Origin of the sequence: Pseudoalteromonas sp. TB41, from assembly GCF_000497975.1 — a bacterium.
Taxonomy (GTDB): domain Bacteria; phylum Pseudomonadota; class Gammaproteobacteria; order Enterobacterales; family Alteromonadaceae; genus Pseudoalteromonas; species Pseudoalteromonas tetraodonis.
This window is the reverse complement of record NZ_AUTH01000011.1, coordinates 1-24083: the sequence shown is the minus strand read 5'-3', so window position 1 is coordinate 24083 and position 24083 is coordinate 1. Positions and strand designations below refer to the sequence as shown.

Here is a 24083-nt window from a genome sequence, read left to right as displayed (position 1 = left end):
GCGAACTAAGTACTAGGCTTTAATCAGTGTGAAAAAAGCTGGGTGTCTTATGGCAATCGCAAGAAAGCGTCAAGTAAGCTTGGTTGATACAAAGTATTATCACTGTATTTCACGTTGCGTTCGTCGTGCTTTCTTGTGCGGTGAAGACCATTTTATTGGTCAATCGTATGAGCATCGCAGAAGGGTGGGTTGAAGATAAGTTACTCGCACTAACCAAGGTATTTTGTATTGACGTATGTGCTTATGCTGTTATGAGTAACCAGCAAAATGTTGGAACATTTTACAACAGCGCAGCTGGCCCGGAGGGCGGAAGGCAGGATGCCTGAAGTACACGCATTTAGTGTTGTATGTAGATGATAAGAAAGCTAATAGGTTAAATGATAAAGCGATTGTTATTCGCTGGCACAAGCTGTGCAAAGGCACCGTACTTACGCAAAAGTACATACAAGGCGAAAAGCTAAGCAAAGCCGAACTTTTCTTTTTTAATCAAACAGTAAAGGAATACCGAGAGCGCTTATCAAGTATTAGCTGGTTTATGCGGTCGTTAAATGAAGACATTGCGCGCAGAGCAAATAAAGAAGATAACTGCACTGGCAGGTTTTATTCGCTGCCATCCATGGCGCTCACCCTTCGGGCTGCCTAACGGCATTCAAATTTATTCCCTATAAATTTATGGGAAGGTCGCTTTAAATCACAAGCACTCCTTGATGAAGCGGCGCTTGCCGCGTGTATTGCATACGTCGATTTAAACCCTATTAGGGCTAAGATGGCTATCACTCCAGAAGAGTCTCACCATACCAGTTTACAAAAACGCTTAATATACGCAAAAGAAGGCAAGCAGCCAAAACAACTACTTCGCTTTGCAGGTATGCCGAGTCAAATTATGCCAAAAGGGCTGCCGTTTAAGCTTAAGTCGTATCTTGAATTAGTTGAATTAACAGGGAGAATAATGCGAAAGGATAAACGCGGCCATATTGATAACACTCAACTTCCTTTACTGGAAAGACTCAATATATCTCCTGAAAACTGGTTAAAACTCACTACACAATTTACACTCGTATTTCACGGCGCAGTTGGCAGGCCGACCTCACAAGCAAGTTATTGTGAAAATTTGAATCGAAAACGGCGAGCTAATACAAGTAATTGTGAAAGGCTATTAGCATAAACTATAAATTACTCAGTAGAAAAGTTGAAACTGCATCATGCAGTTATTTTTATGCGTGGAATTTAGATTCAAGTGTAATAATGGCTTATTTGCTAGATGAAACGAAAGTAACGTAGTCGTAAAGCATAAATTATTAACCTATAAAATAAATATAAGAACTTAGCTTTTGCTTGTTAAATTAAAGTGGGTGTCATGTTAGTTCATCATGTTAGTTAGAGCGCTGTCAGATGCTAATTTGTTGTTGATAATAAAGTACGTGTTCAATGTCAATTATCAAACCTATGGTAGCCCGCGCGTATTTCATTCGCTAAAAAAGAAGGTGTGAACATAAGCCAAAAGCGTGTTGCCTGCTTAATGCTAGAAAACGGTTTAAGAGCCAAAGCATTTAATAATTACAGTAAACCGGCGAAGGTGAAGTTCTTTTATAAAGAGGTGTCAAAATTAAAGGGTTATCTAGACTATTTTTATAATAGACAGCGATTGCATTCAAGTTTAGGATATAAATTGTCTGCTGAGTTTGAATCGGCAGTTAATTGAAACGTGGACGGTGTCAACTTTATCGGGTGAAGATCACTTGTGAAAGCTATCGTCTTTTTTGTTTCAAAAAAACGCTATCTCACCAAATCGGTGTTTAAGGCTTTAAATGGCTTCGTATTTGCCATCATTTTAGTTAAGGAATAATAAAGAATGGATAATAATAAGTGGTATAAAAACCCTGAGATGATAGTTGCTTTATCTGCTCTTCTTATAGGGTTAGTTACTGCTTTTACGTCAATTTATTCAGCCTATGTTGATCGTGAATATGCAAGAGCATCAGTTTGGCCAAGGTTGGAAATATTCAGAAGTTTTAGCAAAGATTCATTTGGTTACGGTGTAAGTAATAATGGAACTGGCCCTGCATTGATAAAATATGCAAAAGTGAAGGATGATTCTAAATACATAAAAAAATGGATTGAAATAGAGGCATTTCAGAATATCAGACAATCACACCTTAGCAATCGCACATTGTCACCTCAAAGCAACATTACCCCAGTTTCTTACAAAGGAGAGAATGCAAAAGCTCTTGTCAAAGCCGATGATTTAATAAGTATAGAACTTTGTTATTGCTCTATTTACAAAGAATGTTGGGTTATTGATAGAGAAAACCATCCAAAATCAGTGGAAGCTTGTATTGCCGACAATAAGCAAACATTTCTACAATAAACGCTAGTAAACAATAATTTAAAGCGGTACTGCTAACAGTTTACTCGGTTTCGTGCGCCGACACAGTTTTAGAAACAATTATCACCCCCTCGAAACAAAAGGGGGTAAATCTTGACTTCAGACATCAAAAGAGCCAATGCTGCAAGTGTTGGTTAGTCAAAACCACTCGCACTCAATACTCTGCGGTTTATTAATGTTTAAACGCGTGATAATTTAAAAAACGGTAACTTAAGGTTGCCGTTTTTTTATGCCTATTATTTAAGTTTATTTTAAGCTTGCTCAGTTATTATAACTAATACTTAAATTCCAGAATCATTAAACTATTGAACTGACTTATTAACTCATTCTATGTTTCAGATCATTAAACTGTGAGTGATTAAAGGTTAGCCTGTATACATGTACTCATATGCATAAGTGAGCTTTTAACTTTAATGCGTTTATTAGGAGGTATTATGAATTTTAAAAATACAGATACTCATTACAATACACTCTCTGTTGCTTTGCATTGGTTGATGTTTATTTTAATTGTGACTGTGTACGGTAGTATTGAACTTCGCGAATTATTTGATAAAGGCACTGAAACCCGTGATGCCTTTAAAATGTGGCACTTTATGTTGGGTTTATCGGTTTTAGTTTTAGTAAGCGTGAGGGTAGTTGCGCGTGTAGTGGGTGGTGCAGCACCTGCTATACACCCTGAGCCTGTAAAATGGCAAGATAAGTTAGCTAAATTTGTACACCTTGCGCTGTATGTGTTTATGTTTGCTATGCCAATTGCGGGTTGGTTAATATTAAGTATGGCAGGTAAACCTGTGCCATTTTTTGGTTTAGAGCTGCCTCCATTGGTAAGTGAAAACAAAGAGCTGGGTAAAACCATTAAAGAAATACACGAAACAGCGGGCGAAGTTGGTTATTACGTAATAGGCTTACATGCGGCGGCTGCATTATTTCATCATTACATTTTGGCTGATAACACCTTTAAACGTATGCTGTTTTCTAAAAAATAAACACATCACCTATAAAAAGGGAGACCATGTGTCTCCCTTTTTATATTAATTAATGATGTGTACTCTTAAACCCAATTCTAAACCCGCCCCAATGTTTACCGTTTACATAAATTGGCACCGAGAGGTCATGCAGTATTTCACCGGTATCACGTTTATAGGTTTGTAATAAAAAGCTTTCGGTGTGGCTACCACAGCGAATTCCTGTCGGGTCATTAAAAATACGTTTAGTACGGTTGTTTACTAAATCTTTTTCAAAGTTACCGGTTAGGGCTTGGCTATAGCGTTTGTTATGAGTAGGAAAGTAGCCCTTTGTATCAACGGCACCTGCAAAAATAATGTCTTTATTTTCCAGTATTGGTTCTTGAATAGCCGGCAGTGATTGATCTGTAAGTTTATCGTAATCGGTTGTGTACTTGGTTGGATTAGTATTCTCGATGGGTTTATAGTTTTGCGAAAAAAGTTGTTGCTGGGTTATTTTTCCGCTTTGGATCCAACCCTCAAAACATTCGCCAATTGCTTTACTGGCGTGTTTAGCCGACATCAGGATTGGTTTAAAGAATGCGTCATACTCTATGTTTTCAAGCTCTCTAAATATTGATTCTGATCCCAGCGATAAAGAAGACGCTTGCTGAGAAATTGTACTGCCTTTTTTAGTAACTTCGCCCAATAAACTACTGATGCTAGTGACTGAGCTATTTATTTGGGTGGTTGCATGCTGAAATGCCGAAACAGACTGATGCATACTATCAAGCGCGGTAGATGAGGCACCAATATCTTGGTTAATCGTTAAAAAGGATTGAGTCACGTTTTCTAGCTCTGATTTTACAGAAATACTTTGCTGTGAAACCTGCTTCATATCTTCATTGGTTTTTATACTGTTGGCGTTAATGTCTGTGAGCATGTCTGCAATTTGTTTGGTTGCTTCATTGGTTTTATTTGCAAGGTTACGCACTTCGTCGGCAACAACCGCAAAACCACGACCTTGCTCACCTGCACGAGCGGCCTCTATGGCTGCATTTAAAGCAAGTAGATTGGTTTGCTCTGCAATGTTTTGAATAACTTGGGTAATGCTTTGTATATCACTGGCACTTTTTAATAATAAATCTAATTGCTGGGCCACTTTATCTATAGAGCCTGATAACGAATCAATTTGGCTGGTGGCCGTTTGTAAGCGGCTATCGGCAGAGCTTGAGGCTTGCGCTGTTTGTACCATTGCTTGATTAATAGTGGTCATGCTGTCACTGAGTTCAGTACTATTTTGTGAAAGCTCGTGTGTGGCACGCCCGACAGTTTCACTCTCGTTATAACAAGCGTCTATTTCTTTAGATAAGCTATCAACATAAAATGACACTTCAGCTGCGCCTATGGCATTTTTTGAGGTGGCTTTGGTAATGTTTTGTGCAATTTTGTTATTGAACGACTGCACGGCACCTAGTGACGAATTGTCATTTGCTGTTTCAGATTTTGCTGGTTTTATATAAAAAATTGCAGATAACAGCACTATAATTGCTGTAGCAGTGGTGGAGAGCTGTTCAAAATAGAAAAGAAAACAAATGCTTAAATAAAAAATGCTGTAGAACAGGTAGGTTATTTTCATTCCTTTGACCTCGTTACTAATTGTTCCTTCTATCTTTGACTATAAATCAAACAAAATCAAATAATAAACACACTTTTAAGGATTTATTAATAGTGATGTATTGAGCTCTATAAAACTGTTTTCGTACAAAAAGCGCCAAAGTAGTAAACCTACTTTGGCGCTTTTATTAGTATTAATAAACAATTAGTTAGCTAATAACCATTCGCTTAATAAGCGAACACCAAACCCCGTTCCCCCTGGTGAAAGCTCATCTTTACCTTTTTTCACTAAGGCATTACCTGCAATATCGATATGCACCCAACGGGTATCGCCAGCAAAATGCTCTAAGAAAGTGGCAGCAGTGGTTGCGCCTGGGCCACCTGACCCCACATTTGTTAAATCAGCTATGTCAGACTCCAACATATCTTTATACCCTAAAGGTAGGCGCCATAGGTTTTCGTTTACTTGTTTACCGGCTACCGTTAGTTGAGATACTAGCGTATCGTCATCTGAGAACACTGCCGCGTATTCATTGCCGACAGCACGGATTTTTGAACCGGTGAGTGTTGCAACATCAATCATAATTTCTGGTTTGTAGTGCTCACGTGCATACCACATAGCATCACTTAATACTAAGCGGCCTTCGGCGTCGGTATTTAAAATTTCAACACTTAAGCCCTCAGCGGTGCGAACAACATCACCAGGAGCTACAGCGAACTGCGATACCATATTCGCAGCCATACCCATAACGGCTACAACGTTTTTGTCAGCTTTAGCTAACGCCATTGCTTTAACTGTACCAAGCACTGCAGCAGCACCGGCCATGTCTGACTTCATACGTGCAATAGATGCACCGGTTTTAATACTGTAACCACCTGAGTCAAATGTAATGCCTTTACCAACAAGGGCAATAGGGGCATCGTCAGACCCTTTATAATGGGCAACCACTAAACGGGCACCTTGCTGGCTACCTCGGCCAACAGCTTCTAATGCACCCATACCCAGTTCTTTTATTTCTTTAGGCTCCAATACTTTGATGGTTACGCCCAAAGATGATAATTCTTTTGCCGCATTAGCAAAATCAACAGGTGTCATTTCGGTAGCGACTTCAGAGGTTAAATCGCGGGCTAAAAACACACCGGCTTGAATGCTTTCTAATTGGGTGTAAAGCTTGCGAGTTTGCTTGGTGTTATCAACATCAAATGTGTAGCTAACTGTTTCAGTGTTTGGTTCTTTTTTATAGTTTTCAAAACGATGATCGCGTAAGTTTGCACCATGGGCAAAGTTAGCAGCAAGTAATGCATTGTCACTTACACCGGTTACATCTTCAAATACAACGCTTGCAGTGCCTACTTTGGCTTTAACTAGTTGAGCGTGAATATTACCGCCTAACTTAGCTGCTTTTGCTTTATCAAACTCGCTTGTATTACCAGTACCTACGACTAAAACGCGGCTGTAGTTACTTTTACTTGGCGCAACAAGTTGTGCCACTTTAGCGTAATCGCCGGTAAAATTTTCTATATCAATAACGCGTTTCAATTGGCCATCGAACTGCTTGTCGAGCGCTTTAAATTGGCTGTTATTTCCATCTTGGCTATAAAATACAACCAGCGTATTTGCATCGCTGTTCACTTTTGAAGAAAAATTAAAGTCTGCGGCTTGGGCATTCATGCACATACTCAGAGCAAGCGCGATTGAAGAGGCTTTTATAATACGTTTCATTTTTTAACCTAAGAATAATATAAAGGTGTGTTTTACCCTATTTACGATGCTGTGGTTAAGTAGGATACGGCGAAATAGCAAATAACAGCGATATATGTCTAAATCATGACTAAATATCATGACATAACGGCTTGATAAACATATTGTGATGCTTAAAGGTTTAATTAACACAATGCTCGCGTTACTATCAAATATAAAGGTAACACTGCGCTTTTAACAACTAACCTAGAGAACCCGCATTGAAAGCTAAAGAAATTCGCAATTTTTATATCAACGAAGAACAGTCGGTTTATTTGCTGTCACATCGTGATGCAAAAAAACACCGCCAATGGCTTAATATTTGTATTAAACAGCTCACTTTGCTTGGGTATAAAAAGGTAGAAATGATTGGCTCAGGGGCATTTGGGTTTGTATTTGCAGGGGATGATGAACATGGCCTGCCTTGGGTGTTTAAGTTTTCTAGAATTACGCTCGCGCAAAGTGTACGTGATCGTCTTGAAGATGAAGCGTATATGCTTTCGCAAATCAAAAATCCCTTAGTGCCAACATTTTATGGCTTTGAGCGAATAAAAAAACAAGGTATTTTGATGATGGCGCGCGCCATTGGTGAAGACCTTGAAAAAGTATCACTAAAGCAAGGGCGCTTACCGGCCGCCAAAATAATGAGCTTAGCGGTTAAATTAAGAAATGTGTTGCTTGATTTACGTCGTCATAAAAATGGTTTAAGCCCGCAGCCTATTGTACATGGTGATATTAAACCCTCTAACTTGGTGTGGGATGAAAATGAAAAGCAGCTTTCATTGGTTGACTGGGGGAGTTCGGTATATGCCCAAGTAGATGAACAAGGGAACCCAATTGCCAGTAATTTTATGGATTTAATGTCCGGCGATTTAAGTACCACTAACGCACGAATGGGTGATGTTTATTTTATAGGTGATGCGCAAATGTCGGGTGAAAAGTCATCCCCTCGTTTTGATGAGCAGGGGGTTGCATCAACGCTATATGCACTTGCCTCAGCGCAGTCTTGCCGATTTGGTGCTCAGGCTATACCGGCCAGTAGTTTAATGTTACCTAAGGAGCTGGCAAACGTTATTGATGGCATGCTTTCAAAAGAGCGAAGTGTAAGGGACAAAGCGGGTGACTATTTTATGCGTAACATAGAAACCATGGCAAAAGCGTATTTACCACAACTACCAAAAACAGAAACTAAAGCGGCAATTCCGTTTTGGTTTAGCCAAGACCCCGAACCCGAAACCGTAGTTTATAGCTCTAGAAAACAGTTTTTACGCCAAGCTGATCATAAACAACAACTACTCGATGTAAACGATGCTCAGTTAGATAGGTATTATAAAGAATTTTTATTTGATACTGGGGATACTGAAAAAGCGTTTTTAGCTTCTATTAGCCGTCTAGCTAAATATCCTGTAGTAGGAGGGCTCAGCTTTCATTGGAAAGATGAATCTTTGTATGTTGAATCGTCACTCATCATGCATGACGAGACCCTCGCAACCGCATTCACCGATGCAGTAAACAACACAGTAATGTTAGCCCAGGCTATTAGCCAAAAAGGCTTATTTAAGTGCTGTTTATTTGATGCCCGCAAAACAATTCAGTTAGAACGTGATGGGACTGGCGCGTTTAAATTTAACCAGTTACCTGAGCTTGATTATGAAGTGGTTAATGTAAAAGCCAGCGATGTAACCCGTCCGCATTCATATTTTGAAGATGGTAAAGACCCCGATGAGCAACTGCAACTGCCTAAAAAAGTGATTAAATGTGTATTTGAGCTAAACCAGATACATCATACCGGCTGTATTATTTTTGAAGCGCTGCCAGATAGAATGAAAATTCATCATTACTACAGATTACTTGATGCCAGCAAAGAAGTAGAATTTAAACGTTTACTAAATAAGCTTATGCAATACGCGGTAAATATTACCGACGTGGGGGTGGCTGGCTTTATGAAGTTACCTTATAAAAACACTCGTGAGTTTGGTTTATGTGAACAACAACCAAGCAATTATTACCCTAAAAATCCAAAGCAACTACTTAATTAATAAACCGCTCGCTTAAGCTGGTGGTTTAAAAATTGAAAGTACAAAAATAGAAAGTTCAATGGCAAAATCTAAACCACAAATTACATTACAAAGTTTCGGCATATATAGTCACTGGGACAAAGACAGTAAATCACTACCGCAAATCACTCAATTCACTACGCAAGTCAAAGCAGAACTTGATGTAGAATTTGGTCTGATAGTTAATATTAAAAAAGCCAAAGGCGAAAAACTACATTTTTGTATTTACCACCCAGGTATTATAGATACCAATGGCGAAGTGATGCTGCCTTTTGAGGGTACTGTATATGTTAAAGACAACGACTGGTCGTTTTATTTAGGCGATACGGTATGGGTGCCTATTGAGGATAAAATAGGTGTCTGGCGTATGACCTTATCTTTAGCGGGGAAAGTCATTGCGGATAAAACATTTAATCTTATTAATGAAAAAACTAAAACTGAAGACGACTTTTGGAAATACCGCGGTTATTAATGACTACAGTTTGCAGTAACGCAAGAGCTAACGTTTATTGTTAACTCTTGCCTAAAATACGTATTAGTTACCCCACGGGTTACTTGAATTTGAACGCTGCTTACGGGTACGCGCACGTTGTTTTGCTGCTTTTTTTTCTTGAATACGTTTTGCATCAGAAAAGCTTAACTCGCAAGGCTCACCTGGTTTATCGCCTTCAGGAATAATGCGGTCGCGTGGAGGCAGTTCGTATTGTACGTCATCTGGGCGAGGTAAGTTTTTAAGGCGGTACAAATAGAAATTATCTACTTTTTGTTGTGCCCACTCGGTTTTACGCAAAAATTTAACTGCAGATTTAATGTCAGGGTTATTTTTAAAGCAGTTAAGTTGTAAGTAGGCATGCAGGAGTTCCCACCCATATTGCTCAACCAGTTCTTCAACCACTTGCTCTAATTTAACGCCTTGCAGTGGGTTATTACTGAAAAGTTCTTGGTTGCTCATAGGTGTTCTCTCGTTATTAAAAAATCAGCGAACATTATAAATTTAATAACGAGAGTTTAGTAGCAAAAATGCTTAACTTTGACAATTAACCACTACACGACCACGAATTTGGCCCTGCATTAGTTGCTCGGCGCTTTCAATGACTTGATCAAGATTTATTTCAGTTGAAATTTTATCCAAGTAATCGGCATTAACTAATGAAGCTAAACGATCCCATGCTTCAACACGATCCGCTTTAGGGCGCATAACGCTATCAATGCCCATTAATGAAACCCCACGTAAAATAAATGGTGCAACCGAGGCCGGTAAGTCCATACCTTGAGCAAGCCCGCAAGCAGTAACAACCCCCCCATATTTAAGTGATGCACAAATATTTGCAAGTGTGTGACTACCTACAGAATCAATAGCTGCAGCAAAGCGTTCTTTTTGCAAAGGTTTACCAGGGTTAGAAAACTCATTTCTATCAATTACATTAGTTGCTCCTAATGATTTTAAATAGTCTGCTTGCTCCATACGACCTGTTGCAGCGGTGACTTGATAACCTAGCTGGCTTAGTAAATAAATAGCAAAACTGCCTACGCCACCATTAGCACCGGTCACTAAAATTTCACCTGACTCGGGAGTAACGCCTTGCTTTTCTAGTGCAATAACACTGAGCATTGCCGTATAACCGGCAGTACCAATTTGCATAGCTTGTTTAGGTGATAAGTTAGCGGGTAGGGGAATTAACCAATCACTGCTCAATGCCGCTTTTTGAGATAAGCCACCCCAGTGCTTTTCGCCAACACCAAAACCATTTAAAATAACGTGGTCGCCACTTTTAAATTCAGCACTGTCGCTGCTAGTCACTGTACCCACTAAATCAATCCCCGGCACCATAGGAAAGCTACGTACAACAGGCCCTTTACCCGTGATGGCTAAGCCATCTTTATAATTTAAGGTACTGTAAAGCACATCAATTAATACATTTTCGTTTGGTAGATCGTCACTGTTTATGGTGCTTAGGACTGCAGTGTAGTTGTCGTCTTGCTTATCTATAACAATAGCTTTGATAGAATTGCTCATTAGATTTCCTTTTAGACCGATCGTCTTTAAATTAGTAATAAAAAATGCATTAACTGAGTAATGCGCGTAAAAACATTTCTGTGTATAAAGTAAGTGGCTTACTTGATTGGGTTAGTTTAGCTCGCATTACTGCGCCTTCCCAACCCACCCAAAAATATTCACTCATTTGTTCGGTATTAATGTGTGGATTAATAGTTTGTTGCTGCTGGGCTAAATCTAAACATCGTTTTAATTGTTGTTGCCAAGCGATGTAGCTTTGCATTAAACGAGTTTTAAAGTCGTCACTTAAATGATTAAGCTCTTGATTTAAGTTACCCACCAAGCACCCGCGTTTGTAATCATACTTTTGCATTCCAGCAATTGCGCTTTGTGTGAAATTAACAATGCGCTCAAGTGCGGGGACTTCAGATTGCTCTAGGTAAAATTTAAGTTTATTTATAAAAAAATCGTCGTAGGCATCAACAAGAGCCAAACCATAGGCTTCTTTACTTTTAAAGTAATGATAAAAAGAGCCTTTTGGTACTTTTGCTTTTTTTAATATGGTGTCGAGCCCGGTGGCACTAAAGCCAAACTCAGTTAAGGTTTCTAAGCCCACACGAATGAGCAGCGCTTTTGTATCTGCGCTGTCTCTGGCTATTTTGGGTGGGCGGCCACGCCTAGTTGCAACTGCTGGTGTTTTGTTCATGCTTTATATTAGACCGATCGGTTTTAATTAATCAAGCTTTTATTTGGGATGTTTTTAAAACAGCTCTGACGTTCATTTTTTGATTACAAATTAATTGGGAACTTAAGGGGATATTATTAGTCACAAATATGACACTTATGTGTTTTGAACCGATGTATCGGAACATTTTAATAAAGTTAAATTGGTTATAGTTGATCAATAAAATTATTTTTAAATTAATTTATCATTGCATCAGCAGCTTAGTTAAAGTCAAACAAATTAATTGTATTTTGTGTTTGAATTTAACATTTTTGTTGGCTATTTATTAAATGTAGATGAATTTAATGCTACAAAAATATAAATATAAAGGTGAGGATTTTACCGATGAAGAGACAGAAAAGAGATCGTTTAGAAAGAGCTCATTCTCAAGGTTTTAAAGCTGGTTTAGCTGGTCGCTCAAAAGAGCACTGCCCTTATCAACAAGTTGATCCTAAGTCTGAGTGGCTTGGTGGTTGGCGCGAGGCAATAGAAAATCGCAATATGTATAAAACATAAACTCACAACGAATTTAAGCAAAAAAGCCTCTAGTTAGAGGCTTTTTTGTTGCGTGCGTTAAAATTAAAACGCGCTGGTATCTTGGAACAAGCCTACCTTTAAATCTTTTGCTTCGTAGATCACGCGGCCATCTACTTCTACGGTTCCATCAGCCATACCCATAAACAATTTACGCTTAATAACGCGTTTCATGTCTAGACGGTAGGTTACTTTTTTAGCTGTTGGCAATATTTGACCAGTAAATTTAACTTCACCTACACCCAATGCACGACCAAGACCAGGACCACCAGACCAACCTAAGAAAAAGCCCACAAGTTGCCACATAGCATCTAAGCCTAAACAACCAGGCATTACTGGGTCGCCTTTAAAATGACAGTCGAAAAACCAAAGGCTAGGGTCAATATCTAGCTCTGCAACTATTTGACCTTTACCATGTTCACCACCGTCATCGGTAATTGAAATGATACGATCCATCATTAACATGTTGTCACTTGGTAAACGACAATTTCCTTCACCAAACATTTCACCTTGACCACAAAGGATCAAATCTTCTTTTGTATAGCTATTTTTAGGTTCCATAACACTTTATCTTTGCTTAGAAATTGCCCCGTACTTTAGCGTACACTTGTACGCTAAACAACTCGGAGCAGTTAAAAAATGGTTTAAATATAGCCAATCAGTCAATGCAACTGATTTTAGTATGATTAAACCGCGCAATTACTAACAGAAATCATTATAATTAGGGCTGACTTTTAATCAGTTTAAAGGAAATTTATGACCCTTTTTGTTAACTCACTCACTGTGATTGATTTTTCTTACTTATGCAATAAACGCGGTGCAGTTGGCGAAAGTTGGATTGTTGATTTGACTTTACATGGCAAACTAAATGAAGAGTCTATGGTTTTAGACTTTGGCTTAGTTAAAAAGCAAATAAAAGGCATTATTGATGAGTGTATTGATCACCGTTTAGCTGTTCCAAATAACCTAAACGGTAGCGTTAATGAATTTGCTGATCATAAAACATTAGATTGTACATTTGGTGAGAATAAGCACCTTGCAATGAGTGCGCCTCATCAAGCTTTTTGCCTGATAGATACCGATAAGATAACCATTGAGTCGGTTACAGAGTATTTAGTTGCCACAATACTGCCACAGCTTCCTGATAATATTGAAAAAATTGAACTGGTATTAAAGCCTGAGCACAACCAAAGTTTTTACTACCACTACAGCCATGGCCTTAAAAAGCATGATGGTAATTGCCAGCGCATTATTCATGGCCATCGTTCACAAATAGGGATCAGCTTAGGTGGTATCTCTATGCCTCGTTTACAAAAACAGTGGGCTTATAAATGGCAAGATATTTACTTAGCTACCAGCGAAGATCAAATCAGCGCCTCTGAATTAAAACACATTATCGCCAAAGAGGATGACGTGTGTTTTGCATATACAGCCGCGCAAGGTTATTTTGAAATGGCTATTAGCGAATCGCGTTGCGACATTTTACCAATAGATACCACAGTAGAATGTATTGCAGAGTATATTGCCGGCCAAGTAAAACTGCAGCATCCAGAAAAAGACGTAAAAATTACCGCTTATGAAGGCGTCGGCAAGGGGTCAATTAGTTATGCTTAAATCCTTATTAGTGTCAGCGTTAATTGCATCATTTAGTTTTAGTGCTTTGGCAGTTGAACTAAAAGGGCATTTAACTCAAGGCGGCTTGGTTACAGGGCAATTAAATAACGCAAAATCGGTTAGCTTAAATGGTAAGCCGTTAAAGCTATCTGATACTGGCTTATTTGTATTTGGTTTTGGTCGTGATGCCAAACCAAACCACACACTATCATGGGTTGATAAGAGTGGAAAAAGCCACAGCCAAAATTTAGTTATAACCCTTCGTGACTACAACATCGATAAAATAACCGGTGTTGCAAAAAAATATGTGTCGCCACCAAAAGCGGTCAGTGAGCGTATTAGTCGGGAAGCGGTCGCGGTAAGAAAAGCGCGCGCTGTTAACTCTGACCTAGAGTACTTTTTACAGCCTGTGCTTAGGCCTGCCGAGGGCCGTATTTCAGGTGTTTATGGAAGCCAGCGTTACTTTAATGGTGAACCACGCAGACCACACTTTGGTTTAGACATAGCAAATAAAACAGGCTCTCCTGTGTATGCGCCGATCAGCGGTACCGTGGTATTTGCTGAGCCAGATTTATATTACTCAGGTGGCACATTAATTTTAGATCATGGTCACGGTGTTACCTCGACTTATATTCATTTAAGCAAGCTAGATGTAAAAGTGGGGGATAAAATTACACAAGGTATGAAAGTGGCTGAAATAGGGGCGACAGGGCGAGTAACTGGCCCACATTTAGATTGGCGATTTAATTGGCAAGGTGAACGCCTTGACCCTGCATTATTGATGCAAGACACATTAGCAAACAAAAAGTAGAGATTATGACTCAAGTAGAGCGCGAAGCAATTATTGCGCAGCGTATAAAAGATTCGACCACATCGGTTACAAAAGCGGTATTTCCTGGGCGTACTAATCACCACAATACGTTATTTGGTGGTGATGCATTAGCGTGGATGGATGAGGTTGCTTTTATAGCAGCTACCCGTTTTTGCCGTAAGCCATTAGTGACTATTTCATCTGATAGGGTAGATTTTAAAGAGGCTATTCCGGCAGGTTCATTTGCCGAATTAATCTCAAAAGTGTCGCATGTAGGGAATACCAGCCTAAAGGTAGATGTTGAAATATTCCTAGAAACCATGCACAAAGATAATAAGCATTCTGCTATTACGGGTAGTTTTACCTTTGTTGCCGTGGATGATAACCACAGACCAACACCGGTAGTATGCGATAAAATGCTACATGGCTTTGAGTTATAACGCGAAATAGTAAATTAATATAAGCACCAAACTAGGTGCTTATATTAAAGCACAATAAGAACACATCATACTATATTTCTTAATGCTGCAAACTTAGCATTAATGTTTGTTTGGGATAATCAGTAAAAAGGAGGGTGTAAATTTCAAAATAAAAAGGCGTGCACAAAGCACACCTTTTAAAAATTAAAGTACCATGGCGGCTATCCAGCCGAATACCAATAGCGGTAAATTAAAGTGAATGAAGGTTGGTACCACTGAATCCCAAATATGATCGTGCTGACCATCAGCATTAAGGCCGGAAGTTGGCCCTAATGTAGAATCAGAGGCAGGGGAGCCGGCATCACCTAATGCACCAGCAGTACCAACAAGAGCAGCGGTTGCCATTACGGAAAAGTTTAGCTCTAAACATAAAGGAACAAATAAGGTGGCAATAATAGGTACCGTTGAAAACGAGCTGCCAATTCCCATCGTTATGAATAAGCCCACTAATAAAATTACAGCCGCAGCCATCGGCTTATTACCATCAAAAATAGCGGCGCTACTGTGAACTAAGCTGGCTACGTGCCCAGTTTCTTTCATGACCGCGGCAAAACCTTGTGCTGAGATCATAATAAAACCAATCATGGCCATCATTGCCACGCCTTTACTAAATACGTCGCCGTTTTCTTCCCACTTAACCACACCGAATACACTAAATATAACCACACCAACTAGGCCGCCTAATATCATAGAGCCACTGGCATTTTGAGCAATTAACGACGCAACAACAGCAAATAAACCAACCATCATTACTTTTTTGGGGTTATCAATTTCTGTTTGTTTACTCTCAACGGTAAGGGTGGTATTTGTATATTCTCGGCGTTTTCTATAAGTAATAAACAGCGCAATTAACAACCCCACGAACATGCCAATAGCAGGAATAATCATCGCCAAAGGTACGCTGGTATTGACTATTTCAAGGCCATTATCCACTAGGTTTTTATGTAATATTGAGTATAAATAAATTCCACCAAACCCATAAGGGAGTACCATATACGAGGTGGCTAAACCAAAGGTTAAAATACAAGCAATAGCGCGTCTGTCTAATCGCAATTTGTTAAATACCACTAATAGCGGCGGAATTAGAATAGGAATAAACGCAATATGAACAGGGACTAAATTTTGTGAAGAAATAGCACAAATCAAAATAATAAACAGAATAAAATAGCTGAGCAGGGTTTCACTCGAACCTGTTTGTGCATTAACTTTAGCTAATAACTTCGCAGCTAAAATACGTGTTAGGCCTGACTTAGAAATTGCCACGGCAAATGCGCCCAACATAGCATAACTTAAAGCAATCTCGGCACCTGACGATAATCCTGAATTGAATGCATCGATGCTTTCTTTCAATCCCATGCCAGCGGTTAATCCGGCAACCAGTGCACTTATCGTCATTGCAACAATCACATTTACACGGACTAAAGTGAGTCCAAGCATTAAAATAACGCCGATAATTACTGCGTTCATAGATTTCTCTGTTTTGTAGATTTAATTAATTTTATCAGATCTTTAGCCTGATTTTTACGTTCTTTAGTAAATGGATGCCTTGCATAGCGCACTTGCTTAAATAACTCACAAAAAGCGGTTATTTGTTGCTCTGCATGGGGCGCTTGATTGCTAATATGTTCTAAAGTTTGGGTTGGCGTGGCATTTTCAGGATAGCTAATCGCGTGTTTATTAGCCCAACGAATAATTTCATAATACTCATTGACCAGTGGCGGTTGTTNTTGAGGCTTTAGGTCTGTTTAAATAAATAAAGTAAGCCGTAAAACTCAAAATTAAAATAATAATAACCCCAATTGGCACCAGCCAAATAAACTTATTACCAAATAAGGTAGCAAACAAATCTTGTTGTTTGTCTTTATCAAACCCAAGTACCCAACTAGACCATTGATAATCTAAGTTTTCTAATTCAAGTCTAAGCCAATTAATGGCGGCATAGTTACTTAAACTAACGAGTCCAAAGTTAATATTATTTTTAAATTCGTCATTAAGGGTGGTGCTTTGTGACAAGGAGCCGTTTAACCGCTCGGGTGCGACAACCGCTGTGGCATCAAATATTTTCCAACCCGCGCCGGTATATACTTCAACCCAGGCATGCGCATCGTATTGACGAATAGTCATATAATCACTGTTTTTATTTAGCTCGCCTCCTAAATAGCCACTGACAACACGCGCAGGAATACCTGCACTTCTAAAAATAAAGGCGGCGGCACTGGCATAATGCCCGCAAAAGCCGCGTTTATTATTAAACATAAACTGATCGAGCGTATTTTCGCCGCGCATGGGTGTAGGTGTTAGTGTATAGCTAAATTCATTTTTCGAAAAATAGCTTAAAAGTTGATTAAAAAATTCATCGGCATTGGCACTATTATTTTTTAATTTTTGCGCTAACTGCTGAGATTTTTGATTATTACTAACAGTTAATTGGCTATAAAACCGCTGTTGGGACTTATTAAGCGATGTACTAGATAACGGTTCACTATTAACTGTGTATTGTAAAACCTTGGATTTATATTGTTGTTTACGTAATAAACCTAAAGTATTGGCAATAACATTGGGGCTTTCACTGCTTGAAAAACCAAGCCCATATAGCCAATCTGAAATAGCAGGCTCAGCTATAACCGTATACTGAGCCTCATTTTCACTCGTACTTTTTTTAGCGGGTAATATCAACGCTTGCTTTAAAAAGGAGGATGTTTTCCACGCTGCACCATCAAATTCATCATGTACAATAGCGCGCCAATAATAGGGCGTAGGGGGTGGTGTACCATTAAATTTTGCTCTAAATACCAGTTCATCAGAATTTGATAACTTTGCTATATCAAACGGATCGACTTGTTCAGATAATCCTGTTTGTGCCATTTTTGGACCAGGTAGTTGCCAAAATGCCGGAAGTTTAGGTAGAAATAATAAAAGTATTACGGCTAAAGGAAAAGCCAGTAGCATAATTTTAGCACTTTGTTTTGAAGAGAGTTTTAAGCTATGACTAGACTCTAATAACCCTAGCACCGCAAAGTTTAAAATATAGAAGGTGCTTATAACTAAGGTAGTAAAAATGGTTTGGCTAAACAGATACACCGCTGAGAGTGAAAAGAACGTAAGGGTAATGATCAATTGGTAATGCTGTTTTGATTTTGCCTGCAATAATTTAAAAACACACGACAATAACAGCATGGCGACAAACAATACGACGGTATCTTTAAAGCCTATGCTGCTTAGCATAATAATTAATGCAATGGCGGCCAATCCATTAGCAAACCACGCGTTGGGTTTCTGCTTTTGCTTAACTGTTAAATAAATATTCCAGCCACATAACACGCTAAGCATAGCAATAAAGGGCAGGGGTAAGTGCTCTGTAAAAAAACTGACTAGCCCTAAATAAATAAACGATAGAGCAAAATTAATAACGCGATGGTTTTTAATCTCATTCATTATCATTACCGACTTGGCTTAACGCTTGTAAACAGCGCTGATGATGCAGCTTGCCTGAATTGGTAGTGATTAATTTATTAGGAAGTTTTAAAGAATAATTAATATCACTTTCAAATGCTTGGCAAACTAAAAAACAGAGTTGCCCTAAACGCTGTTCGGTATCGCCCGTGACTAAGTTAAAATCGAATTGTGCATCCGCTGATTTAAAATCACTAAATTGTTTTACAAGTAATTGCTGTGTTTTTGCATAGTGCTTCCATGATATTCGCTGTAACCCCATTTCTGGCAAATGAGTAATTAAACTTTCAAATTCATCATCACCTTTATGTTTTTCAGTGCCTTCATCGGTATTATTTGCAACTAAGTTTTGGTGTTTTTGATTTGTTGTTTTAATTATTGACGGATAAACATACACTGCTTTATTCGGTTGTATATAACTCCACACACTGACTAAACCAAAGGGGTAATTACTGGCAATTTTTATTGGCTTTAACTTGTAACAGCCTCGCTTGGTGTAAGGTAATGATAATTGGCATTTTATTACTTCATTTTTAACGCGCGTAATGTAACACGCATTTTTTAAATCCTTGGGGTAACTCAATGTAATGGATTGGCAAGGATCATCGGCTTCTATTTGCCAAACTAGCTGTGGTGTCTGAGGCGCAAAACTGTCAATGGCGTATTTAAAGCTGACAGTTAAACCTCTGGCATTACTGTAGCCCAATAACAATGCAAAAATTATAATCACAAACATTAAATAAGCCATAAACAGAATTAAATTATTTTGATAATTAATCCCCATTACAAAATTTAATGATGCAACAACGCTAAAGTAAACGCCAAGCGTGGATGGTAAAACATAAATAGTATTATGTTTTAAGGTGATGCTATTTTTTTTGTGCTTATTTTTTAATAAGGCAGTTAAAATCGCGCTTTTTATATCGTCAATAAGAGTAGGGCGCTTAAATTTATAAATACGCATTTACCTAAACGGGCACTAAAACATGTTTTAAAATGGCAACTATTTGTGTATCGCCCGCATCACTATGTAAGCCTAATCGATGCTGACACACACTTGAAAAAACAGCCTGTACATCTTCGGGTAATACGTAGTCACGGCCTTCAATATAGGCCCACGCTTTGGCCGATTTAGCCAGTGCCATACTGGCTCTTGGGGAAAGCGAAGTCGTTAATGTTTGAGATTCACGAGTATAAGTCACTAACTCAATTATATAATCAACCACTGGCGAACTTAGCGTGATATTTGATATAGCATCTTGAATTTGCTTAAGTTGATGTTGTTCAATTCGCTGCGGTAACTGCGAATAATCACGTTTTAGATTATTTAACAGTAACCGTTTTTCTGCATCTTTAGGTGGAAACCCTAAACTTATTCGCATTAAAAAACGATCTAGTTGTGATTCTGGTAACGGGTATGTACCTGCCTGATATAATGGATTTTGAGTCGCAATTACAAAAAATGGAGTAGGGAGCGGGTACTTGTCTCCATCTACTGTTACTTGGTGTTCTTCCATCGCCTCCAATAAAGCACTTTGTGTTTTAGGACCCGCGCGATTTATTTCATCAGCGAGCACCACTTGGCTGAAAATTGGGCCTTTATGAAATGAAAAACTATGTTCATTATTATTAAATATATTGGTGCCAATAATATCAGCGGGCAATAAATCGCTGGTAAATTGTATACGCTGATACGATAACCCCAGTACTGCAGCTAATGCATGCGACAAAGTGGTTTTTCCCATGCCGGGTAAGTCTTCAATTAGTAAATGGCCTTCACTAAATAAACAGGCTAACGCTAATTTTATTTGTTGTTGTTTACCAAATATAACGGTAGATAGGTCATCAATTATTGTCGTAACAATGTGCTGCATAATTTCCTTTAATCTATGAGTTCTAAACGTTTCATTACCGCATCAACTTTTTGCGCGTTAAAGGGCTTAGCTATAAATTCTTTTGCGCCTAGCTCCCAGGTATTTTGCACTGTTTCAAAGCTATTGTGGCCTGAACACATAACAACATGTGCATGAGGGTGTTCGTTGTTAATCGACTCTAAAATTTCAATGCTTTCAGAATCAGGTAAATCAACATCTAAGAATATAACGTTGGGTGATTTTTCAATAAGCAGAGGTTTAGCACAATTAAAATTATCGCACTCAATAATGTCATCAAAACCTAAACCGGCTAATACTTGGCTTAAATCAGCGCGGATCTGTTTAACATCATCAATAATTAAAATTGGTTCGAGTGGGCGTACAAATTCCATATGAATACTTCAATGTTTTTTACGGCTTGTGCTTTAATATTAAGCTAAGCATTAAGGAACCTCAAGGTGATAACTATGAATAACCATAATAGTTGTTTAAAGTCACACAATGTCCGATACCGTCTAGTATTGGACTTAGCGGACTTAAAGCTTTTAAAATAGAGCGCTGCTTATGTATAGATATATTACTACCTATAATTTATATTATGTTAAATACGGTGGAAGTATACTTAATCAAACTAACTGTTGACAAACGGACTATAAATTGAGATTTGGGACTCACTGGAGATTGAGTCCCCTAGGGACTCATAATTTGAGATTGTTTTAAAAAGTACTCATATTTACTTTTAAAATATTAATTCTAAAGATTGAAATGCGTTTTTACTCTTTCAACAGTATGTGACCACTTTGGTGTTTGTGGTTTGCAGACTGAATTCTGATTTCCAAACAATCCTGTTTCATTAAATGCTTGAGCCAACGGCACTGCTTTAATCCATTCGGTAGTTTTCTGCTCTTGATATTTCACCAGCGACTTTTCCAACAGCTACAAAGCCCGTTTTAGGAATTTTTACCCATACACGATCACCAATATCTAACATGTTTAATGTATTTGAATACCAACGGCCTCGGAAACAAATCCATATTTTAATGCATCATTCCAATGGCGCTCTTTACCATGCCCAAAAGAAACATAAAACTCACCGTTCCACGGCTCTTTTGTTGATTTTGAAATAACGCGATCTTGGGTTTCTTCAGGTGCTATCATCCAAGCTCGGCTTAAATACTGATTTGTACCATCCTCAAATACTGTAAAAAACACAGCATTAACAGGTATCTTAGCTTTGTCATTTAAATAGTTGATGATCCGTTCTGAACTTGCATCCAATGCAGCAGCTACAATTATCATTTGGTGCGAGCCGTCATAGTTTACATCGTTGAAAGGAACACCGAATTTTGACTCAAACGCCCTATCCAAACTTTGTTCCGATATTGCGAATTTCGTACTGTAATCATGATAAATATCAACTAATTTACTGTCGTCAATTTCGACCACCCAAGATGCGTAATCTAGTGCTTGAGCTACGACATCTCTTGGTGTTTTATCGCGCTTTAACTCAATGATAATGACACTTCCGCTTGCATCTATAGCAAGTAAATCAATGTATTTATCAAAATCAGTTCGCACTTGACGACCAATAAGCAACCAATTTGGATTTAAAATAGAAATGTCTGCAACTATGAGTTCCTCCAATTGTTGTTCGCTTTCCAAGGTTACAGTTTTTAATCTTGTTGGTTTATCGCCTATTTTCCAGATGCCTTGCTCTATAGCCATAACTAACCGAAATCCCTACCCAGAAACATAGATTGAGGGTTATCTTCTAATGTAATCAATGTCCTTTCATTCAAGTCAAAATCAAGTTCAACGTTTACACCTTCACTGTCAGGAAAGAGTATTTCGTCTTCATTAACAGTTACTATATATTGAGCGCCTTTGATAGTGCTTAACCTTCTATTTATGTAATTGAGGTACTTAATTCTGGTTTTGTGAGCTATTGCATGAAACACCCCATCATGAATTAAGAAAGAGGGTAAATTTTTATTCCTGTATAACGAGGATATAAATACCGTCATATCAAATGCTAGAATTTTGAATCTTCCTTTACCTAAAGACCCACCCCTAGGTACTTCAATTGTTAATTTAAGAGGACTATTTTGCTTAGCTTTAGCTTCAATATTAAAGTAAGGATTAGTATCTGAACTATCAGTATCAACTGAACCGTCAACTAAATCTAAAAAAACTTCTTTTATGCCTTCAACAACACACTCAAGCTTATCTTTATTTTTAACGATTTCAGCTACTGTTTTACTAACAGAGGACTTTTTAGTTGCAATAGCATTTTCTATATAGTCAAGTTGCTCAACATAAGAAAGCTGTCCTGATAAGTTAGCCTTCTCTTCAACTAAGTTGTTATAAGCATTCTTTAACGCATCGAATGCAGATAGTTCATCTAACATTTTATAAAACTTAGATCTTTCCGTTTCTAAAGCTGCAACTTCCGATTGAATGCTTTCTAACTTATTTTGATATTGTGATTCCCTTTCTTTTAAAAAACGATTTCTGTTTGATGAAATTTGTTTCCTGAATTGAACAACTTCATCAAGACTTTTTTTAATAAATTTTGAAAATTCACTATTGTAGTGGTACAGTGATTTTGGCCACCCATTAAGAAAGAAATGTTATGCTAATAAGCATACAAATTTGGGTGAAAAAATGACGAAATTAAAACGCGCAACGTATTCTGCGGCAATCAAATTAGAAACAGCTCAGCTTGTAGTTGACCAAAGTTATACTCAAGAAGAAGCAGCCAAAGCGATGGGGGTGGGTAAATCAACCGTCAGTAAGTGGGTTACTCAATTAAAGCAAGAGCGGAGTGGCCAGACACCATCTGCTTCACCAATGACGCCCGAACAAATTGAAATCCGCGAACTTAAAAAGCAAATCCAACGCATTAAATTAGAAAAGGATATATTAAAAAAGGCTACCGCTCTCTTGATGTCCGACTCCCTGAACAATTCTCGTTAATTGAGAAACTAAATCAACGAGAGCGTTACCCAATTAGCGTGCTGTGTAACGTATTCAATGTGCATCGTAGCAGCTATAAATATTGGGCTATACGGGATACAACGCCGACGCCAGAGCAAATAAGGCTAGAAGCTGAAGTTAAAGCCATACATGCAATGAGCGGCGGCTCAGCTGGGGCGCGGACAATCGCGGCAATAGCAACGAACAATGATTTTGAATTGAGTCGTTATCGTGCTGCTAAGCTAATGGTTAAATTAAAGCTTGAAAGCTGCCAAGTACCTCAACATTCATATAAACGCGGTGGTAATGAGCACCTTGAAATTCCAAATCTGCTTGATAGACAATTTGATGTTGTTGAGCCAGATACCGTGTGGTGCGGTGATGTGACGTATATTTGGACAGGCAATCGCTGGGCCTATTTAGCGGTCGTTGTTGATTTGTTTGCACGTAAAGTCGTTGGTTGGGCAATGTCGTTGTCGCCAGATACTAACTTAACGCTAAAAGCGCTTGAACTCGCGTATGAAAGCAGAGGTAAGCCAAGTGGACTGATGTTTCATTCAGACCAAGGTAGTCATTATACAAGTTTAAAATATCGTCAACGTTTATGGCGCTATAAAATTACACAAAGTATGAGCAGGCGCGGAAATTGTTGGGATAATGCGCCAATGGAGCGATTTTTTAGAAGCTTTAAAACGGAGTGGATGCCAAAGGTTGGATACGAAAACTTTAAAGATGCTAAATATAGTGTGAGTGATTATATCAACGGGTATTACAACAACGTTAGGCCACATCATTATAATGCCGGTTTAGCGCCAAATGAATCTGAGGTTAGATACCAAGATTCTAAAGCTGTGGCCAAATTTTATTGACCACTACA

At 38.5% G+C, this 24083-nt stretch carries 21 protein-coding genes and 3 pseudogenes; 11 read left to right on the top strand and 13 right to left on the bottom strand.

Annotated features, from left to right (window positions below; translation table 11 throughout):
- The first annotated feature begins 49 nt into the window (after nt 1–49).
- From L641_RS23140 to L641_RS0101895, 4 genes and pseudogenes are all read left to right on the top strand, one after another.
- Nucleotides 50–1165: pseudogene (locus tag L641_RS23140) on the top strand (transposase).
- 211 nt (nt 1166–1376) lie between these two features.
- Nucleotides 1377–1702, top strand: a pseudogene (locus L641_RS23095) (IS3 family transposase); the annotation flags it as partial.
- Nucleotides 1703–1852: 150 nt separating this feature from the next.
- Entirely contained in the window at nt 1853–2368 is a 516-nt protein-coding gene (locus tag L641_RS0101900; RefSeq protein WP_024600971.1) for a hypothetical protein, read from the top strand.
- Between the two features lie 452 nt (nt 2369–2820).
- On the top strand, nt 2821–3372 hold the full coding sequence (locus tag L641_RS0101895) for a cytochrome b (protein ID WP_024600970.1): 552 nt from the start codon (nt 2821–2823) through the stop codon (nt 3370–3372).
- 49 nt (nt 3373–3421) lie between these two features.
- Here the strand turns inward: L641_RS0101895 and L641_RS0101890 are convergent, their stop codons facing one another.
- Both L641_RS0101890 and L641_RS0101880 read right to left on the bottom strand, forming a co-directional pair.
- A complete protein-coding gene (locus L641_RS0101890; protein ID WP_024600969.1) occupies nt 3422–4969 on the bottom strand; it encodes a methyl-accepting chemotaxis protein in 1548 nt (515 codons plus the stop codon).
- 183 nt (nt 4970–5152) lie between these two features.
- On the bottom strand, nt 5153–6670 hold the full coding sequence (locus L641_RS0101880) for a leucyl aminopeptidase (RefSeq protein ID WP_024600968.1): 1518 nt from the start codon (nt 6668–6670) through the stop codon (nt 5153–5155).
- Nucleotides 6671–6909: 239 nt separating this feature from the next.
- On the opposite strand from L641_RS0101880, the gene L641_RS0101875 reads away from it, so the two are divergent.
- Both L641_RS0101875 and L641_RS0101870 read left to right on the top strand, forming a co-directional pair.
- The gene (locus L641_RS0101875) at nt 6910–8727 is read left to right on the top strand and encodes a phosphotransferase (protein WP_024600967.1); all 1818 of its coding nucleotides are present in this window, start codon (nt 6910–6912) and stop codon (nt 8725–8727) included.
- 58 nt (nt 8728–8785) lie between these two features.
- Complete coding sequence (locus L641_RS0101870; protein WP_024600966.1) at nt 8786–9217, top strand: DUF3859 domain-containing protein; 432 nt, start codon at nt 8786–8788, stop codon at nt 9215–9217.
- A 63-nt stretch (nt 9218–9280) separates the two neighbouring features.
- Here L641_RS0101870 and L641_RS0101865 read toward each other — a convergent pair whose 3' ends face one another.
- From L641_RS0101865 to L641_RS0101855, 3 genes are all read right to left on the bottom strand, one after another.
- Nucleotides 9281–9697 carry a VF530 family DNA-binding protein gene (locus L641_RS0101865; protein WP_008114664.1) on the bottom strand — a complete coding sequence of 139 codons (417 nt, stop codon included), beginning with the start codon at nt 9695–9697 and terminating at the stop codon, nt 9281–9283.
- 72 nt (nt 9698–9769) lie between these two features.
- A complete protein-coding gene (locus L641_RS0101860) occupies nt 9770–10762 on the bottom strand; it encodes an MDR family oxidoreductase (protein WP_024600965.1) in 993 nt (330 codons plus the stop codon).
- Nucleotides 10763–10811: 49 nt separating this feature from the next.
- Nucleotides 10812–11447 carry a TetR/AcrR family transcriptional regulator gene (locus tag L641_RS0101855; RefSeq protein ID WP_016900341.1) on the bottom strand — a complete coding sequence of 212 codons (636 nt, stop codon included), beginning with the start codon at nt 11445–11447 and terminating at the stop codon, nt 10812–10814.
- 363 nt (nt 11448–11810) lie between these two features.
- On the opposite strand from L641_RS0101855, the gene rmf reads away from it, so the two are divergent.
- Complete coding sequence (rmf, locus tag L641_RS0101850) at nt 11811–11981, top strand: ribosome modulation factor (protein WP_008114656.1); 171 nt, start codon at nt 11811–11813, stop codon at nt 11979–11981.
- A 63-nt stretch (nt 11982–12044) separates the two neighbouring features.
- Here the strand turns inward: rmf and fabA are convergent, their stop codons facing one another.
- Nucleotides 12045–12560 (bottom strand): bifunctional 3-hydroxydecanoyl-ACP dehydratase/trans-2-decenoyl-ACP isomerase, encoded by a 516-nt coding sequence (fabA, locus tag L641_RS0101845; protein ID WP_010389976.1) that lies wholly within the window; start codon nt 12558–12560, stop codon nt 12045–12047.
- Between the two features lie 195 nt (nt 12561–12755).
- Here fabA and L641_RS0101840 point away from each other — a divergent pair, with 195 nt between their 5' ends.
- From L641_RS0101840 to L641_RS0101830, 3 genes are read left to right on the top strand one after another with little or no spacing between them, the layout of a single operon-like run.
- Complete coding sequence (locus L641_RS0101840; protein WP_024600964.1) at nt 12756–13613, top strand: 6-carboxytetrahydropterin synthase; 858 nt, start codon at nt 12756–12758, stop codon at nt 13611–13613.
- On the top strand, nt 13606–14424 hold the full coding sequence (locus tag L641_RS0101835; protein ID WP_024600963.1) for a M23 family metallopeptidase: 819 nt from the start codon (nt 13606–13608) through the stop codon (nt 14422–14424). Before L641_RS0101840 ends, L641_RS0101835 begins: the two co-directional genes overlap by 8 nt.
- 5 nt (nt 14425–14429) lie before the next feature.
- Entirely contained in the window at nt 14430–14864 is a 435-nt protein-coding gene (locus L641_RS0101830; protein WP_008114650.1) for an acyl-CoA thioesterase, read from the top strand.
- A 183-nt stretch (nt 14865–15047) separates the two neighbouring features.
- Here the strand turns inward: L641_RS0101830 and L641_RS0101825 are convergent, their stop codons facing one another.
- The 7 genes and pseudogenes from L641_RS0101825 to L641_RS0101795 all read right to left on the bottom strand — a co-directional run bounded on the left by L641_RS0101825 (nt 15048) and on the right by L641_RS0101795 (nt 22638).
- On the bottom strand, nt 15048–16370 hold the full coding sequence (locus tag L641_RS0101825; RefSeq protein ID WP_024600962.1) for a Na+/H+ antiporter family protein: 1323 nt from the start codon (nt 16368–16370) through the stop codon (nt 15048–15050).
- A pseudogene (locus tag L641_RS22120) lies at nt 16367–18338 on the bottom strand (DUF3488 and transglutaminase-like domain-containing protein). Before L641_RS22120 ends, L641_RS0101825 begins: the two are co-directional and overlap by 4 nt.
- The gene (locus tag L641_RS0101815) at nt 18331–19092 is read right to left on the bottom strand and encodes a DUF58 domain-containing protein (protein ID WP_235420474.1); all 762 of its coding nucleotides are present in this window, start codon (nt 19090–19092) and stop codon (nt 18331–18333) included. Before L641_RS0101815 ends, L641_RS22120 begins: the two are co-directional and overlap by 8 nt.
- A gap of 232 nt (nt 19093–19324) precedes the next feature.
- Entirely contained in the window at nt 19325–20230 is a 906-nt protein-coding gene (locus tag L641_RS0101810) for a MoxR family ATPase (RefSeq protein ID WP_013464928.1), read from the bottom strand.
- An 8-nt stretch (nt 20231–20238) separates the two neighbouring features.
- Nucleotides 20239–20622 carry a response regulator gene (locus L641_RS0101805; protein ID WP_013464929.1) on the bottom strand — a complete coding sequence of 128 codons (384 nt, stop codon included), beginning with the start codon at nt 20620–20622 and terminating at the stop codon, nt 20239–20241.
- A gap of 601 nt (nt 20623–21223) precedes the next feature.
- Nucleotides 21224–21955 (bottom strand): endonuclease NucS domain-containing protein, encoded by a 732-nt coding sequence (locus tag L641_RS22115; protein ID WP_249365144.1) that lies wholly within the window; start codon nt 21953–21955, stop codon nt 21224–21226.
- Between the two features lie 2 nt (nt 21956–21957).
- A complete protein-coding gene (locus L641_RS0101795; RefSeq protein WP_024600960.1) occupies nt 21958–22638 on the bottom strand; it encodes a DUF2326 domain-containing protein in 681 nt (226 codons plus the stop codon).
- 256 nt (nt 22639–22894) lie between these two features.
- On the opposite strand from L641_RS0101795, the gene L641_RS0101785 reads away from it, so the two are divergent.
- Nucleotides 22895–24075 (top strand): IS3 family transposase gene (locus tag L641_RS0101785; RefSeq protein ID WP_086007400.1). Its coding sequence is split into 2 segments (ribosomal slippage): nt 22895–23153 and nt 23153–24075, totalling 1182 coding nucleotides; the frame shifts between segments, so codons are not numbered across the junction.
- Nucleotides 24076–24083 lie beyond the last annotated feature (8 nt).